General features: G+C 71.4%; 15 protein-coding genes. 12 read left to right on the top strand and 3 right to left on the bottom strand.

The annotated features are described in order from the left end of the window. Positions 1-315 precede the first annotated feature (315 nt). The 8 genes from ACZ5XS_RS04735 to ACZ5XS_RS04700 all read left to right on the top strand — a co-directional run bounded on the left by ACZ5XS_RS04735 (position 316) and on the right by ACZ5XS_RS04700 (position 7,490). The gene (locus tag ACZ5XS_RS04735) at positions 316-975 is read left to right on the top strand and encodes a DUF6230 family protein (protein WP_468647754.1); all 660 of its coding nucleotides are present in this window, start codon (positions 316-318) and stop codon (positions 973-975) included. After that, positions 975-1,409, top strand: coding sequence for a DUF6114 domain-containing protein (locus ACZ5XS_RS04730; protein WP_468647753.1), 435 nt, complete (start codon positions 975-977; stop codon positions 1,407-1,409). The genes ACZ5XS_RS04735 and ACZ5XS_RS04730 overlap by 1 nt, the downstream gene beginning before the upstream one ends. A 78-nt stretch (positions 1,410-1,487) precedes the next feature. Beyond that, positions 1,488-2,303 (top strand): SAM-dependent methyltransferase, encoded by an 816-nt coding sequence (locus tag ACZ5XS_RS04725; RefSeq protein ID WP_468647752.1) that lies wholly within the window; start codon positions 1,488-1,490, stop codon positions 2,301-2,303. Between the two features lie 268 nt (positions 2,304-2,571). Next, a complete protein-coding gene (locus ACZ5XS_RS04720) occupies positions 2,572-3,585 on the top strand; it encodes a substrate-binding domain-containing protein (protein WP_468647751.1) in 1,014 nt (337 codons plus the stop codon). A gap of 79 nt (positions 3,586-3,664) precedes the next feature. Further along, entirely contained in the window at positions 3,665-6,055 is a 2,391-nt protein-coding gene (locus ACZ5XS_RS04715; protein WP_468647750.1) for a sensor histidine kinase, read from the top strand. A gap of 11 nt (positions 6,056-6,066) precedes the next feature. Further along, entirely contained in the window at positions 6,067-6,498 is a 432-nt protein-coding gene (locus tag ACZ5XS_RS04710) for a roadblock/LC7 domain-containing protein (RefSeq protein ID WP_217236682.1), read from the top strand. Between the two features lies 1 nt (position 6,499). Beyond that, the gene (locus tag ACZ5XS_RS04705) at positions 6,500-6,862 is read left to right on the top strand and encodes a DUF742 domain-containing protein (protein WP_217236681.1); all 363 of its coding nucleotides are present in this window, start codon (positions 6,500-6,502) and stop codon (positions 6,860-6,862) included. Further along, positions 6,849-7,490 carry a GTP-binding protein gene (locus ACZ5XS_RS04700; RefSeq protein ID WP_468647749.1) on the top strand — a complete coding sequence of 214 codons (642 nt, stop codon included), beginning with the start codon at positions 6,849-6,851 and terminating at the stop codon, positions 7,488-7,490. Before ACZ5XS_RS04705 ends, ACZ5XS_RS04700 begins: the two co-directional genes overlap by 14 nt. Here ACZ5XS_RS04700 and ACZ5XS_RS04695 read toward each other — a convergent pair. The 3 genes from ACZ5XS_RS04695 to ACZ5XS_RS04685 form a co-directional block, all read right to left on the bottom strand. Further along, on the bottom strand, positions 7,471-8,979 hold the full coding sequence (locus ACZ5XS_RS04695; RefSeq protein WP_468647748.1) for a M81 family metallopeptidase: 1,509 nt from the start codon (positions 8,977-8,979) through the stop codon (positions 7,471-7,473). The two genes, ACZ5XS_RS04700 and ACZ5XS_RS04695, sit on opposite strands and share 20 nt — an antisense overlap. 330 nt (positions 8,980-9,309) lie before the next feature. Further along, the gene (locus tag ACZ5XS_RS04690) at positions 9,310-9,585 is read right to left on the bottom strand and encodes a hypothetical protein (RefSeq protein ID WP_468647747.1); all 276 of its coding nucleotides are present in this window, start codon (positions 9,583-9,585) and stop codon (positions 9,310-9,312) included. Positions 9,586-9,607: 22 nt separating this feature from the next. Then, positions 9,608-10,564 carry an ABC transporter substrate-binding protein gene (locus tag ACZ5XS_RS04685; protein ID WP_468647746.1) on the bottom strand — a complete coding sequence of 319 codons (957 nt, stop codon included), beginning with the start codon at positions 10,562-10,564 and terminating at the stop codon, positions 9,608-9,610. A gap of 382 nt (positions 10,565-10,946) precedes the next feature. On the opposite strand from ACZ5XS_RS04685, the gene ACZ5XS_RS04680 reads away from it, so the two are divergent. The 4 genes from ACZ5XS_RS04680 to ACZ5XS_RS04665 are packed head-to-tail and all read left to right on the top strand — an operon-like array spanning position 10,947 to position 15,379. Then, positions 10,947-13,835, top strand: coding sequence for a sensor histidine kinase (locus ACZ5XS_RS04680; protein ID WP_468647745.1), 2,889 nt, complete (start codon positions 10,947-10,949; stop codon positions 13,833-13,835). After that, on the top strand, positions 13,832-14,308 hold the full coding sequence (locus tag ACZ5XS_RS04675) for a roadblock/LC7 domain-containing protein (protein ID WP_468647744.1): 477 nt from the start codon (positions 13,832-13,834) through the stop codon (positions 14,306-14,308). Before ACZ5XS_RS04680 ends, ACZ5XS_RS04675 begins: the two co-directional genes overlap by 4 nt. A gap of 35 nt (positions 14,309-14,343) precedes the next feature. Then, the gene (locus tag ACZ5XS_RS04670; RefSeq protein ID WP_468647743.1) at positions 14,344-14,790 is read left to right on the top strand and encodes a DUF742 domain-containing protein; all 447 of its coding nucleotides are present in this window, start codon (positions 14,344-14,346) and stop codon (positions 14,788-14,790) included. After that, positions 14,777-15,379: a GTP-binding protein gene (locus tag ACZ5XS_RS04665; protein WP_468647742.1), complete on the top strand. Its 603-nt coding sequence runs from the start codon at positions 14,777-14,779 to the stop codon at positions 15,377-15,379. Before ACZ5XS_RS04670 ends, ACZ5XS_RS04665 begins: the two co-directional genes overlap by 14 nt. Positions 15,380-15,394: the final 15 nt, after the last annotated feature.

Here is a 15,394-nt window from a genome sequence, read left to right as displayed (position 1 = left end):
TGGATCCGGCGCCACGGATCTGGGGGAAGCCAGGGAGAGTTGTAGACCCGCCGATCCGCCAACGTCAAGGATTTGTACGGGAGTTGGCACTGCGGTACACAGGCGGCACACAACCACCACACTTTTCCCGCAACACGCTTGACCCCTAGATGTAACCCCCGGTAACTTCCTCGACGGCTACTGACGCGTAACCAGAGAAAGCCCTTGCATCCGCCGGGAGTCGCGAGGGACGTGCGCCCAGTTCCGCTGTCCGCGCCAGGACAACGTGCGCCACTGAACCCCCACCGCATTGACTATGCCCACGGGAGCAGAACCATGGCCTCGTCCTCTCCAGCAGTCCCCGAAACCTCTCCAGCGGTCCTCGAAGCCTCCGAACTCCCCGCGAGACGCGGGCGGGTCCGGGCCAGACGGGCCGCGATCATGGCCGTACCGGCCGTCGCGGTCGCCGCAGGGCTCGCGATCCTGACGGCCGAAGGGGCGCTGGGCGTGCAGTTCGCCATCTCCGGCATGCCCTTCACGGTCACCGCCACCGAACTCAACGGCACCGGCTTCGAGCAGTTCGGCGGCCTCGACCAGATGGCACCGGGCAGCCCCAACGAGGGCGACACCGGCGGCCAGGTGCTGGTCATCACGTCCGCGATCAGGAAGGCGACGCTCACGAAGCTGTGCCAGAGCGTCGACCTGGGCGGCACCAACCTGCTGATCACGGCGGGCGGCGGGAAGGACAAGGTCGAGGCGACCGACCTGACCACCGACTCGACCGAGCTGTCCGGCGACGCCTCCTTCGACAACATCGAGATCGGCAACGACGCCAGCACCCTCACCAAGGCCGGCGTGAAGGGCCCGATCGGTGTGTTCAGCCAGCAGGCCGACACCGTGCGCATCGCCAACCTGCGGCAGACCAACTACGCCACCACGGCCGCGGTCTTCAAGCTGCCGGGCCTGAAGCTCGGCTTCAGCAGCAAGGGCTGCTGATGTCGGAGCGGCCACGTCAGGGCATGCGGTCCGCCTTCCGGCGCTGGCGGGCCGCCCGTCCGTTCTGGGGCGGACTGCTGCTCGCCCTGGGCGGAGCGGAGATCCTGCTCACCGTGAAGGCGTCGCTGGAGGTCATGCTGCACGCCGGCGCACAGGCTCTGGCGGGCTACCTCCTGCCCGCCCTGATGCTGGTGCTCGGGCTGCTGATCCTCTTCAACCCCGTGCAGCGGCTCTTCTACTCGATCACCGGTGTCCTGCTGTCCCTGGGCACCTGGGCCACCTCGAACCTGGGCGGCTTCTTCATCGGCCTCCTGCTGGGCGTCCTGGGCAGCTGCCTGACCTTCGGCTGGCTTCCCGACCAGGAGCCGCGCCTGAGCCGACGGCAGCGGCGCCGCGAGAAGGGCGAGCCGAAGGCGGTCCAGCAGGCCGCGTAGGCACCGGATTGGAGGAACCTCCCTCTCCTGCTCAACTGTGCGAGATTAGAAGCGAGTTGAGTATGGGAAGGGAGGTGCATGGAGCGAGACATCGACACCGGGAGCGCGCACTCCGCGCGGATCTACGACTACATCATCGGCGGCAAGGACCACTACCCGGCGGACCGCGAGGCAGGCGACGCCATGTGCCGGGAGTGGCCCGCGCTGCCAATCCACATGCGGGCCAACCGCGACTTCATGAACCGGGCGGTGCGGCATCTGGCCGAGGAGGCGGGGATACGCCAGTTCCTCGACGTCGGCACCGGCATCCCGACCTCCCCCAACATCCACGAGATCGCCCAGTCGGTGTCCCCGGACGCCCGGGTCGTCTACGTCGACAACGACCCCCTCGTCCTCGCGCTCTCCCAGGACCTGCTGAACGGCACGCCCGCCGGGAGGACGGCGTACGTCGAGGCGGACATGCGGGACCCGGCGGGCATCCTGGACGCCGCCCGACTGCGCGCGACCCTCGACCTGACGCAGCCGGTGGCCCTGACGGTCATCGCGATCGTCCACTTCATGATGGACGAGGACGACGCCGTGGGGATCGTCCGCCGTCTCCTCGACCCGCTGCCCTCCGGGAGTTACCTGGCGATGTCCATCGGCACCGCCGAGTTCGCACCGGACGAGGTGGGCCGCGTCGCCCGGGAGTACGCGGCGCGGGGCATGCCGATGCGGCTGCGCACCTTCGCCGAGGCCGAGGAGTTCTTCACGGGACTGGAACTCGTCGAACCGGGGATCGTCCAGGTCCACAAGTGGCGTCCGGACGGCACGGGCACCGGCACCGGCACCGGCACCGAGGTGATCCGGGACGAGGACATCGCGATGTACGGGGTGGTGGCGCGCAAGCCGTGACGGTGGGCGCCGCGGCGCCCTCAGGTGCGTTGCCCGGGGGCGGCGGGTGCCCGTCCCGCCACCTCGCGGGCACCGCCGTCGGCCCTCCCGCCAGCGGCGGAACCATCACGATGCGGCACCGACAACTCACTGCGAGCGGTCGATCACTTGACTACCGGCGGTCACACACGGTTGGCTCCGAGCCAGTGAAGGTTCAACCGGCCGGCGCACCTGCGACGGCCTCACTTTCGCGTTCCACTTGCTCGGCCGCACAGCGAGGTGCTCCCTCATGAACAATCCTCCCCCACCTCAGGCCTCCTCCGCTCCCGTCCGTGGGGCCGCGGTGGCCGCCGCGGTCTGTCTGCTCCTCGCCGGCTGTTCCGGTTCCGGCGGTGCCCGGCTCGACGCGGACGCGGACACGGTGGGCAAGGCGGGCTCCGGCGGGCTCACGGTCGCCCTGATCACCCATGGCGCCAAGGGGGACGACTTCTGGGAACTGGTGCAGAAGGGCGCCCGGGTCGCGGCCGCCAAGGACGGCATCGAGCTGAGGTACGCGAACGACTCCGACCCCGACGGGCAGGCGGAGCTGGTGCGGGACGCGATCCGCGACAAGGTCGACGGCATCGCGGTGACCCTGGCCAAGCCGCAGGCGATGAAGGCGCCGGTCGCCGAGGCCAGGGCGGCGGGCATCCCCGTCGTCGGTCTCAACTCCGGCATCGACGCCTGGCGCTCCGCCGGCCTGCTGCAGTACTTCGGCCAGGACGAGGGCGTCGCGGGCCGGGCCGTCGGGGACAAGCTGGACGGCCTCAAGGCCGCACACGCCCTGTGCGTCATCCACGAACACGGCAACGTCGCCCTGGAGGCGCGCTGCGCCGGCGTGAAGAAGACGTTCACCGGCGAGACCGAGATGCTCTACGTCGAAGGCACCGACATGGCCGCGGTGAACGCCGCCATCACGGCCAGACTGCGCCAGGATCCCAGCATCGACGAAGTCGTCACGCTGGGCGCGCAGTTCGCGCTGGCCGCGGTCAAGTCGGTGAAGGCGGTGGGCAACGGCGCCCGGGTCGCCACCTTCGACCTCGACAAGGACCTGGTCAAGGCCGTGCGGGACGGGGACGTACAGTTCGCGGTGGACCAGCAGCCGTATCTGCAGGGCTATCTCGCTGTGGACTCCGTGTGGCTGTACAGGACCAACGGCAACCTGAGTGGCGGTGGTGTGGCTCCCGTACTGACCGGTCCGGCCTTCGTCACCAAAACGAACGTCGCCTCGGTCGCGCGGTTCGCCGCGGCCGGAACCCGCTGACCGGACCGGGCGGCCGCAGGCCTCGGCCGCTCACGCCTCTCCCCTCCCTCACCTCCCCGCCGATCGCCCAAGGACGGCCATGTCTAGACGGACAGGTGCCCGACGCCGCCGCCTCGGTTCCATACGTCTCTCCCTCATCCTTCTCGCCCTGGTCCCGAGCGTCACCCTCGCCGCCATGTGGGCGCTGACGACGACGCAGATGTTCTCGGAGGGCCTCCGGCTGCGCTCGCAGACGGCCCTGAGCCGGTCGACCGGCGCCATGGGCACCGAGGCCACCCTCGCGCTGCAACAGGAACGCGGCCTGTCGGCCGCCTGGCTGGCCTCACAGCCCGGTGCCCGGGCCGCGCTGGAGCGGGCGCGCACGGAGACCGACGAAGCGGTCGGCAAGCTCGCCGGCCACTCGGACCAGCTCGAGCGGGCCCCGGCCCGGATAGCGGACCGGTTGTACTCGGTGGTCGGATCGGTGGGCAGCCTGGAGTACTACCGGAGTCAGATCGACGACCCGAGTGACATCACCGCCGAGCAGGCGCTGGACCAGTACACCTCGATCATCGACGACCAGATCCACGCCTTCCAGGAGCTCTCCCAGGTCGACGACGGCGACCTCACCTCACAGGCCGGTCCGCTGGTCTCGCTCGAGCACGCGGCGGAGCTGGTCTCCCAGGAGGACGCGATGCTCACACTGGCCTGGCCGGCCGGCTACCTCGACGAGAAGAACTGGACGGCGTTCTCCGAGGCGGTGAGCTCACGCCGCTGGATCGTCGAGGACGAGATCGTCCCGTCGCTGCGCGGCAGCACGAAGACGCAGACCGAGCGCATCCTGCAGAGCCCGGAGTGGCAGACCCTGCAGACCGTCGAGGACAAGGTGCTCGCGGCCCGCCCGTCCGGCGACGCCCGCAGGATCGGCCTGCCCGCCGATGTGCGGGGGCAGTGGACCACCGCGCTGCAGAAGGTCTCGGACGAGTACGGCCTCCTGATCCAGCAGCAGACGTCCCAACTGCTCGCCCGCAGCTCCGACAAGGCCGACGACCTGCTCCTGACGGCCGCCTCCCTCAGCGCGGGCGGCCTGGTCGCCCTGCTGCTGTGCGCCGGCATGTCCTGGCGGATCACCCGCTCCCTGTCCCGCCGGCTGCACGGCCTCAGGCAGGCCACGCTCAGTCTGGCCGAGGACCGGCTGCCCGACGTGGTCCGCCGGCTGGACAAGGGCGAGACGGTCGACGTGGACCTGGCCGCGCCCCCGCTGGACTACGGCTTTGACGAACTCGGCCAGGTGGCGCAGGCCTTCAACACCGCGCAGCGCACGGCGGTGGTGACCGCCGTCGAACTCGCCGACACGCGGCGCGGCTTCCAGAAGGTGATCCTGGGCATCGCCCGGCAGAGCCAGAACCTGGTCAACCTCCAGCTCAGCCAGCTGGACGCGCTGGAACGCGAGCACCAGGACCCCGACGTCCTCAAAGGGCTGTACGAACTGGACTCCATGGCGAGCCAGTTGCGCCGCTACGAGGAGAACCTCGTCATCATCAGCGGTGAGCAGCCTCGGCGCAGCTGGACCGAACCGGTCGCCCTGATCGACATCCTGCGCAGCGCGGTCGGCGAGGTCGCCGAGTACCGGCGGGTGGAGGTGCACACCGACGAGGAGGTGTGCCTGGCTCCGCCCGCGGTGGCGGACGTGATCCATCTGCTGGCCGAGCTCATCGACAACGCCACCGTGTACTCCCCCGCGCCCAGCCCCGTCGGGGTGCGGGCCGCGATGGTGGCGAAGGGGCTGGCCGTGGAGGTCGAGGACCGGGGCCTGGGCATGTCCGAGGACGACTACGCCTCGCTCAACGCCCAGTTGGCGGGGCCGTCGAAGTTCGACGTGGTGGCCCTGGCCGACGACCTGAGGCTCGGCATGTTCGTGATCTCACGGCTCGCCAACCGGCACGGCATCGCCGTGACGCTGCGCTCCTCGCCGTACGGCGGGACCACGGCGATCGTGCTGATCCCGCACGACATCGTGGTGCGGGAGGATGCCGACGCGGGCCCGGACGACATGGCGGACGCGGAGGCCGTACCGGACGCCGAGCTGGTGCAGGTCGGCTCCACGGCCCGGCCTGCCCGGCCTCTCCCGGCCGCACGGACCGTCCCCGTCCCCGCCGCCGCGCCCGCACCCGCGCCCGCCGCTCGTGCCTCCCGGCCCGACGGACTCACCCCGCTGCCCCGCCGGGTGCCGCAGACGAACCTGGTCGACGAACTCCGCGAGGACTCCGCGCCTGCCGTGGAGGACGGCCTCGATGACTTCACCGCGGAGCAGGCCGCCTCCTCGCTCGCCTGTTTCCAGCGCGGAACGCTCCGCGCCAGGGACGACGACGAACAGAAGCCGCACGACGGACAGGCGCCGCACGACGAACACCAGCCGCACGACGAGCAGGCGCCGGACGGCGACGACACGCCGGCCGTCACCCCGACTCCGCACACCGACCGCTCATGAAGGACACCGCCATGACACGCCCCACCCCCGCGACCGACACCGCGCTGGACCAGTTGCTCACCGGCCTCGTGGACCGGGTCGCCGACGTGAACCACGCCGTGGTGCTCTCCGAGGACGGACTGGTCGTCAGCAGGTCCACCGGGTTCGTGCGCGACGACGCCGAACGGCTGGCGGCGACCGCGTCCGGTCTGATGAGCCTCAGCAAGGGCGTCAGCATGGACTTCCGGGGCGGTCCGGTGCGCCAGGCACTCATCGAGATGGCCAACAGCTACCTGATACTGACCGCGGCCGGCCCCGGCGCCCACCTTGTCGTACTGACCGGGCCGAAGGCGGACGTCGGTGTGGTGGCCTACCAGATGAACATGCTGGTGAAGAAGATCGGCGAGCACCTCGGCGCGGCGCCGCGGGCGCATGTGGGCCCAGCGACCGCCACCGGCGAGTGAGGTGAGCGGAAGCGACGCGGCGGGCCGGCTGGTACGGCCCTTCGCCCTGACCGGCGGCCGGACCCGGCCCAGCCGCGCCGACTTCACCCTCATCACGACGGTGACCGCGGTGAACCCGCCACCGGAGCGGGCCCCCCGGCCACAGCCCGAGCAGGCGCGGATCCTGCGCCGGTGCGAGCGGCCGCTCGCCGTGGCGGAGCTCGCCGCCCGCCTGGATCTTCCGGTGAGCGTGGTCGTCATCATGCTCTGCGATCTGCTGGAGGCCGGCCTGATCACCGCCCATCCGCCGCACCCCGTCTCCCGCATCCCGGAACTGGACCTGGACCTGCTGCAGAAAGTGAGGGACGGCCTTGGCCGGCTCTGATCCCGCCGCCCGGGCGGCACCCGAGGCGACCGGCGCGTACGTGGCGCCCGTCGCACCCGACACCGTCAAGATACTGATCGCCGGAGGGTTCGGCGTCGGCAAGACCACGATGGTCGGTTCGGTCAGCGAGATCGTTCCGCTGCGCACCGAGGAACCCCTGACCGTGGCGGGCCTCGGCGTCGACGACCTCGCCGGCATCGAGACGAAGGCGGCCACGACCGTGGCCCTGGACTTCGGCCGGATCACGATCAACGACCGGCTGGTGCTGTATCTCTTCGGCACCCCAGGGCAGCAGCGGTTCTGGTTCATGTGGAACGACCTGGCCGTCGGCGCGCTGGGCGCCGTGGTGCTGATCGACGTGCGCAGACCGGAGTCGAGCTTCGCCGCCGTGGACTTCTTCGAGCGGCGCGGCATCCCGTTCGTCGTCGGGGTCAACGGCTTCCACGGGAAGCACCCGTATCCGCCCGAGGAGATCCGGGAGTCCCTGGCGCTGCCGGAGCACGTTCCGGTGCTGCTGTGCGACGCGCGCGAGCGCGAGTCGAGCCGGGACCTGCTGATCGCACTCCTGGACCGGCTGATCGCCGACGCGGGCGGCGGCGGCGCTCAGCTCACTCGTCCGGGCCGGTGAGATCCCTGTTCGAGGGTGCGATCAGCCGGGCCGTGAGGTCCGGGTCGGGCATCTCGGCGTCGAGGGGGAACACGGGCCGGCGGATGCGGCGGTGGCCGAGCCGGGTCAGTTCCTGGTCGACGCCGCCCGGCGTGAGCGCCATCTTCCAGTCGGCGGCCATGGCGAACAGCCCGGGCTCCAGACAGCCGATCTTCACGATCACGATGTCGGCCGCCCTGGGGTCCAACTCCAGGTCGGTGAAGTCGTGTTCGTGGTGATACGGCTTGCGCTGCCGGGTCAGGACCACGTGGACGCAGCCCACCCGCAGCACGACCTCGGTCTGCGCGTCCCGGTCGCCGTGCCGGACCGAGTGGACCACGCCGGTGAGGGTGAGCGGGCCGGCGTGGCGGTCGTCGACCTCGGCGCCCGCGGTGACCGTGACGGTCGCGCCGACGCCGGCCGCCACCGCGGTGTCGACGGCGCCGGGGCCCGGCAGTGAGGCGTAGATGACCGTGGGGCCCGACGGTTCCTTGAACTCGGGACGGTCCAGGACCCGCTGGAGTCCCCAGGTGACGTCCCCGGCGCCGCCCGCCGTCGGGTTGTCGCCGGTGTCGCTGACGAAGCAGGGGCGGGCGGTGGAGGCGAGGGCGGCGTCCAGGCACTCGTCCAGTGAGGCCGTCGGCGCGACGAAGTCGAAGGAGTGGCGGGCCTTCCACAAACCGGCGGCCAGCTCCTCCGCACCGGCGGTGACGGCGTCCTGCGAGGGGCCCGTGACGACCACCGCGGCCCGGTTGCGCGGTTCGTCCGCCCAGGCGTAGCCGACCCAGACCGCCGCGTCCGTCACGCCGTCGGCCGCCTCCACCTCGTCCACGGTCGCGTACACGCTCTTCGCGGGTTCGGTCCGGGTCGAGGTCTGCTCGCCGGTCAGCAGCACCGGCACCGGGATCCAGGCCTTGGCGGGGCGGGGCGCACCGCTCGCCAGCAGGTCCACCAGGTTGCGGGCCGCGCGTTCCCTGGTGTCCATGGCGTCCTCGTGCGGAGCCATGCGGTGGCAGGTGATCAGGTCGCTCTGGTGGACGAGGTCGCGGGAGACGTTGCCGTGCAGGTCCATGGAGGTGGACACGAGGACGTGCGGGCCGACCACTTCCCGGATGCGCTGCAGGAGTTGGGCTTCGGCGTCGTCCAGTCCCTCGACGGTCATCGCGCCGTGGATGTCGTACCAGAGGCCGTCGATCTGCCCCAGCTCGCTCAGGTTGTTGAGGAGTTCGGCGGCCAGTTCCGCGTACGCGGTGGAGGTCACCGTGCCGCCGGGCAGGGCCTTGCCGACCAGGGCGCCGCGCCAGTCGGCTGCGGTGCGCAGGGGCTGCCCGGGGGCGAGGAAGGGGTAGCGGGTCAGGACGTCCGTGCCGCGCCGCGGATGGAAGGCGGGGGCCCTGGTGCGGGCCGGGGAGAAGGTCGAGGACTCGATGCCGAGTCCGGCGACGGCGATGACGGGACGGGCTTGCGGCATGAGGGCTCCCTGCGTCGGCGGAAGGTCAAGCGTGGCTGCCCGTGGCTCGGGAGTGGTTGCCGACAGGTGAGGAGTGATTGCCGGGAGGTGAAAGGTGCGCGCCGGTGACCGCCCCCGGCGTGTCCGCCGCAGCGCGAACCGACTCGTGCCCACCGAGCCGGCGCCGGTGCCGAGGCCGGCCCGCTCGGTGACCAGGTGTCGGTGACGAGGGGATGACAGTTCCCCGTGGAGGCGGCCGCGCGCGGCGGCGGGGTTGAAGAAGGTGAGCCTCGGGCCCGTCGTCGCGGGCGGGCGGGCCGTACGACGTCCGGGCGGGGCGGCGGCACGCGCCTACGGAGCTCCGCCAAGCCTGATCTCACGGGTGGCGCACACGCCGCGACCGCCCGCGTCCACCACTTCCGCCGCCGTCACGTCACCCCACGGCGGGCGGTGCGCTCGGTGGCGGACGGGGAGGACGGTGCGTGGGCCGGCGGCGCCGAGCCGTGCGCGGTGGGCGCGGCTGTTGTCGGCGAGCCGTGCCGGCGTGCCGAGGTCGCGTCCCGTGCCGTCGAGGACGGCGCGGGCGCCCTCCGGGTCGGAGGGCACCCGCGCGGCCCTGGACGGCACGTCCGGGCGACGGTGAGTGGCGTCAGTTGAGGCCGACCGACTTCAGCCAGGCCTTGGCGACGTCGAGCGGGTCCTTGCTCTCGAGCTGCACCTGGGAGTCCATGTCGAGGAGCGCCTTGGTGTCCAGCTTGGCCGAGACCTCGTTGAGGGCGGCCACGCCCTCCTGGGAGAGGCCGGACTTGTGGACCAGCGGGGTCACGTTCGCGAAGCCGAAGAGGTTCTTCGGGTCCTGCAGGACGACGAACTTCTCCTTGGTGATGGTCGGGTCCGTGGTGAAGATGTCCGCGGCCTGCACGGTGTTCTTCGTCAGCGCCGCCTGGGTCAGCGGGCCGCCCGCGTCGAGCGCCTTGAACGACTTGAACTCCAGGCCGTACGCGGACTTCAGGCCGAGCAGGCCCTGCTGCCGGGTCTGGAACTCGGGCGAGCCTCCGATGACCAGCTCCGGAGCGATGTCCTTGAGGTCCGCGAGGGTGGACTGGGCGGTCAGGTTGTACTTCTTCGCCGTCTCCGCGTTGATGCTGACGGAGTCCTTGTCCTCGGCGGGTGCCGAGTCCAGCAGCGTCAGCTTCGAGTCGAGCTTGGCCTTCGCTGCCGCGTTCACCGCCTCGGCCGTCTTCTGCTCCGCCTTCGGGTCCAGGTAGGCCAGAAGCGAGCCGTTGTACTCCGGCAGGACCGTGATGGAGCCGTTCTTCAGCAGACCGTAGGTGGTCTCCCGGCTGCCGATGTTGGGCTTGTAGGTGACCTTGACGCCCTTGGCCTTCAGGGCCTCGCCGTAGATGTCGGCGAGCAGGATGCTCTCGGCGAAGTTGTTGGAGCCGACGACGACGGTGCCGCCGTCCGCCTTGTCGCCGGCGAGCGGGTCCGACGTGTCGTCGGAGGAGGAGCATCCCGCGAGCAGGGCCGTGGCGGCGGCGAGCGCGACGGCGGCCACGCCGGGGTGTGTCCTGCGGAACCTGCTGTGTGCGGTGGTAGAAGTCACGATTCCCGTTCCGGACTCTGGATGGATGCTCGGAGATGGTTGCTCGCAAGCTCTTGCGCTGATCCAATCCAGCGGGTTCTTGGTCAGTCAAGTGCAGCATGGTCACCAATTGGCTTCAATGCGTTGCCCATTGTGAACACGGTGTGAACGGGTCGACGCCGAACCCGCCGAAGCGGAGCGGGTCGTAATGGATTCTTGACTCAGGGTGGCATGAACCGGTGTCCGAAGAGGCTGTAGTCTCGCGGAAGTTGGCGCCGGTCACAGTGGCGTGCGGGGGCCGCACCGGTGTTGTTCCGCACCTTGACCGGGGCGTTCACACCGACGTGGGTGCCCCTGGCACACCGGACCGCAAGCGATCACAATCGGTCACGAAGGAGGCCTGGTGTCCACGAACGAGCCCCGGGGTGGCGTTCGGGGATTCGCCGACCGCTGGCCGTTCCGCCTCAAGCTCAACGTCCTCGTGGGCGTGCCGCTGGCCGTGGTCGCCGCGCTGCTCGCCTACCTCATCGCCGACCAGGTGGACCAGGCACGGAACGCGAACGCCGCGGCCGAACTGGTCCGGAACAGCACACGGGTCGCCGAGTTGGTGGACCGCGTGGAGCAGGAGCACCAGCAGGCCATCCTGCTGTCCGTGCGGCACGAGGCGGCGCCCGAGGGGGGCCGCCCCTCCGACGCCGACTACCGCAAGGCGCAGGCCGCGGTCGACGCCCAGGTGGAGAAGGTGCGCGACACCTTCGGGAGCCGGCTGCCGGACACCGAGGCCCAGGCGCTGCGCGAGATCAACGGCCTGACCAGCCTCCGCGACACCGTCGAGCAGGGCTATCTGCCCGCCGACAACATCGACCCGGCCTACACCAACGCCTCCACGGGCCTGATCGACGGCCTCGGCCTGGACCACAACGCGGCCCTCGCCGGCACCTTCACCGGCAACCTGCTGGACTCCCTGCTGCGCGCCGACGCCGCCCACAGCGCCTTCGAGACGGCCGTCTTCTCCGCGCGCACCGGCGACAGCAACGCCCAGATCGAGTTCATCGGCGCGGTCGGCTTCGAGAACGAGTACAACCACCAGGCCGACCGCTTCGCCCGGTTCGCGACCGAGGCCCAGGCGAACGAGCTGGGCGGGATCGAGCACAACTCCTCGCAGGCGACGATCGGCCGGCACTACGCCGAGCTGCAGATCGACCCCGGCAACCTCCAGGCCGGTACACCCGCGCAGATCCGCGAGGCCTTCACCGAGGCGCTCGGCTCCTATCGCGACTACCGGCTGCAGTCAGAGACCCGGCTGAAGATCACCGCGTCCCTCATCGACCAGATCGCCGACCGTGCCGACGCCGCCTCCAGCGAGGCCGCCTGGCGCGCGGCCTCGCTGCTGGGGCTCGCGCTGTTCCTCTTCGCCGTGTGGATCACCTTCGCGGTGCTGGTGCGCCGCTCGGTGGTACGGCCGGTGCAGGCACTCACCGGTGCCGCCCGCGAGGTCGCCGACGTCGCCGGCCGCGAGCTCGCCCGGGTCGCCGACGAGGACACCGAGGACGACGGGCCGGTCCGGCTGCGCGAGATCCCGGTCACCGCGAAGGACGAGATCGGCGATCTCGCCGACGCCTTCAACCACGTACAGACCACCGCGTCCGCGCTGCTGGAACGCCAGGTGCTCAGCCGGCGCAACGTCGCCGAGATGTTCGGCAACGTCGGCCGCCGCGTCAGCAACCTGACCACCCGGCAGCTGGCGCTGATCGACGCGGTGGAACGCGGCGAGACCGACCCCGCCCTCCTCGAGCGGCTCTACAGCATCGACCACATCGCCGTCCGCCTGCGCCGCAATGCCGACAGCCTGATGCTCCTCGCCGGTATCCGCGAGACCGTCCTCGACTCCGGACCGCTCGCGCTGACCAACGTCGTACGGGCCGCGCTCGGTCAGATCGAGGGCTTCCGGCGGGTGCATCTGCACGCCGCGACCGAGGTCATGGTCGAGCCCGACATCATCGGCGACCTCACCCTGATGGTGGCCGAACTCGTGGAGAACGCCGTGTCGTTCTCGCCCGAAGGCAGCCCCGTCGAGGTGACCGTCCGCGACAGCGCCGAGGGCGCGCTGGTCGTCGTCTGCGACCACGGCCTCGGCATGAGCGCCGAACGGCTCGACGAGGAGAACGCCCGCCTGATCCGCCGCGAACGCCTCGACCTCGTCCCGACGAAGGTGCTCGGCCTGTTCGTGGTGGGCACGCTGGCGCGCCGCTGGGACGTGGACGTGATCCTGTCCCGCACCCCGGGGGGCGGCGTGACCGCCGAGGTGACCATTCCGTCGTCCCTGCTGCTGACGATGAGCCCGATGGCGATCACCACGGGTGCCTCCGGCGGTGCGGGTGCCTCCGGCGGTGCGACGCAGGGCGCGAGGCGCGCGTTGCTTTCCGGATCCGCTGCGGAGTCGGCGGCGGGCTCGGTTTCGACCTCAGGCGCGGGAGCGGGTGCGGGAGCGGGTGCGGGAGCGGGTGCGGGAGCGGGTGCGGGTGCGGGTGCGGGTGCGGGTGCGGCCACAGGCTCCGGCTCGGAGCCGGAGGCGGGCTCGGGCTCGGGCTCGGATTCGGGTCGGCTTTCGGCGACAGCGGCCGTGCCTGCCGGCGCGGCGGGTCGCGCGGGCTCGCCCGCAGCGGTCACGGGCGCAGGCTCCACGGCGGACCAGCCCGTACGCACCGCCCGCACCGCTTCCCCGCACGGCACCGACCCGGTCGACGGCGAGCCCGCCCCGCTCCCCCGCAGGGTGCCCCGGCGCGACCCCGCCCCGGCGGACACCTCGCCGGCCTCGGAGCGGAACGGCACGTCAGGCGTCCCCGGCCCCGACGGCACGCCGGCGCTCTCATCGGCCGGCCTCGACGGCGGGTCGACCGTCCACGACCCGAAGGGCAAGGCCCCCGACGACTCCCAGCCCGCCGATGCCCCCTTCATCCCGAGGGCCCGCACCGAGGGGACGGTCCCGGCCGGGACACCCACCGGCCCCGCCTCCGACGACGGTCCCGGCGCCCGCCCGCTGCGACGCCGCGTCCGCGGCGCCACCCTCCGTACGACCTTCGGAGCCGATCCCGACCAGCAGACGTCCCGCCGGGACGCGCCCCGGGCCGCCGACGCGGACGCCGTCCGTGACGCACTCGACGAGTTCGAGGCGGCCGTGGAGCGCGCCCACCGCGACAGCGGAAACGACACCGGCACCACCCCCTACCCAGCGACCGCACCCAACTCCCCGCACCATCAGAACCACTCCCCGGAAGGAGCGGAGCAGTGAGCACGTCGACAGGTGACACTCCGGCGGGAGGCACCACCCCGGCCGAACTTCAGGCCGCCGCAGCCGACTTCACGTGGCTGTTGAATCGTTTCGCGACGGAGACGGCGGGCGTCGTGGACGCCATCGCCGTGTCCTCCGACGGCCTGCTCATCGCCGTGTCCGAGCTGCGCGAGCATGCCGACTCCGAGCGCCTCGCGGCGATCGTCTCCGGCATCACCAGCCTGGCCGCCGGTGCCTCCGGCAACTACGGCCTGGGCGGTCTCAACAAGGTCATCATCGACCTGGAGGGCGGCCACGTGCTGGTCTCCGCGGTCGGCAGCGGCGCCGTCCTCGGCGTCGTCACCGACAAGGAGGCCAAGCTCGGCAACATCGCCTACGAGATGACGCTGTTCGCCAACCGTGCGGGCAGCGCGCTCAGTCCCCAGCTGGTGCTCGAACTGAAGAACAGCGTCGGCGCCGCGTCGAAGCGCTGACCGGGCGCCGCCCGGCCGAGGAGGAAGAACGCCCCATGGCGGACGGCCGCACTCCCAGCAGTGCCGGCGATGACGGGAACACACCGCCGGGCCCCGACCCGGGCGGCCCCGTCGCCGCCGTACGGCCGTTCCTGGTCACCGCCGGCCGGGTGGCACCCAGCGCCAACGGCAGGACGATGCCCGTCGAGACCCAGGTGGTGGCCACCGCCGAAGGGCTCGCCGGGCTCGACCGGCTCTCCTTCGAACAGCACGACATCGTCGCCGCCTGCCGCCGCCCGCAGTCCATCGCGGAGATCGCGGCCCGGCTGCGGCTCCACCTGAACGTGGTCCGCATCCTCTCCGAGGACCTGCGCACGGCGGGGCAGCTGACCGTGCACGTGCCCGACTCCGGCGTCACCCACGACGCATCCGTTCTGCGAAGGGTTATCGATGGCCTCCGGGCCATCCCCGACTCCCGAGGGGTTCTCCGTGACACCGACTGAACCGGCCACCCGCCCCGGGGCCGCGCAGACCCCGGCCGTACGGCCGCCGCTGCCGGTCAAGATGGTGATCGCGGGCGGCTTCGGGGTGGGCAAGACCACCGCCGTCGGCTCGATCTCCGAGATCGCGCCGCTGACCACCGAGGCCGCGATCACCGAGGTCGCGGCGGGCGTGGACGACCTCAGCCACACCCCGCGCAAGACCACCACCACGGTCGCGATGGACTTCGGCTGCATCACCATCGACCCGACCCTGAAGCTGTACCTGTTCGGCACGCCCGGCCAGGAGCGGTTCGGGTTCATGTGGGACGACCTCGTCGAGGGCGCGATCGGCGGGCTCGTCATCGTGGACACCCGCCGCCTCGACGACTGCTACGCGGCCGTCGACTACTTCGAGCACAAGCAGATCCCGTTCGCGGTGGCCGTCAACGCCTTCGACGGCAAGGTCGGGCACACGCTGGACGAGGTCCGCTGGGCGCTCGACGTCAACGACCGCGTCCCGGTCGTGGTGTTCGACGCCCGCGAGCGCGGCTCGGTGCGCGACGCGCTGCTCGTCGTACTGGAACAGGCCCTGGCGCGCACCGAGGGCTGACACGTGACAGGGCCC

This window comes from Streptomyces sp. NPDC033131 (genome assembly GCF_055578365.1).
Note: the sequence above shows the minus strand (reverse complement) of the source record. Positions and strands in the feature narration are given on the sequence as shown.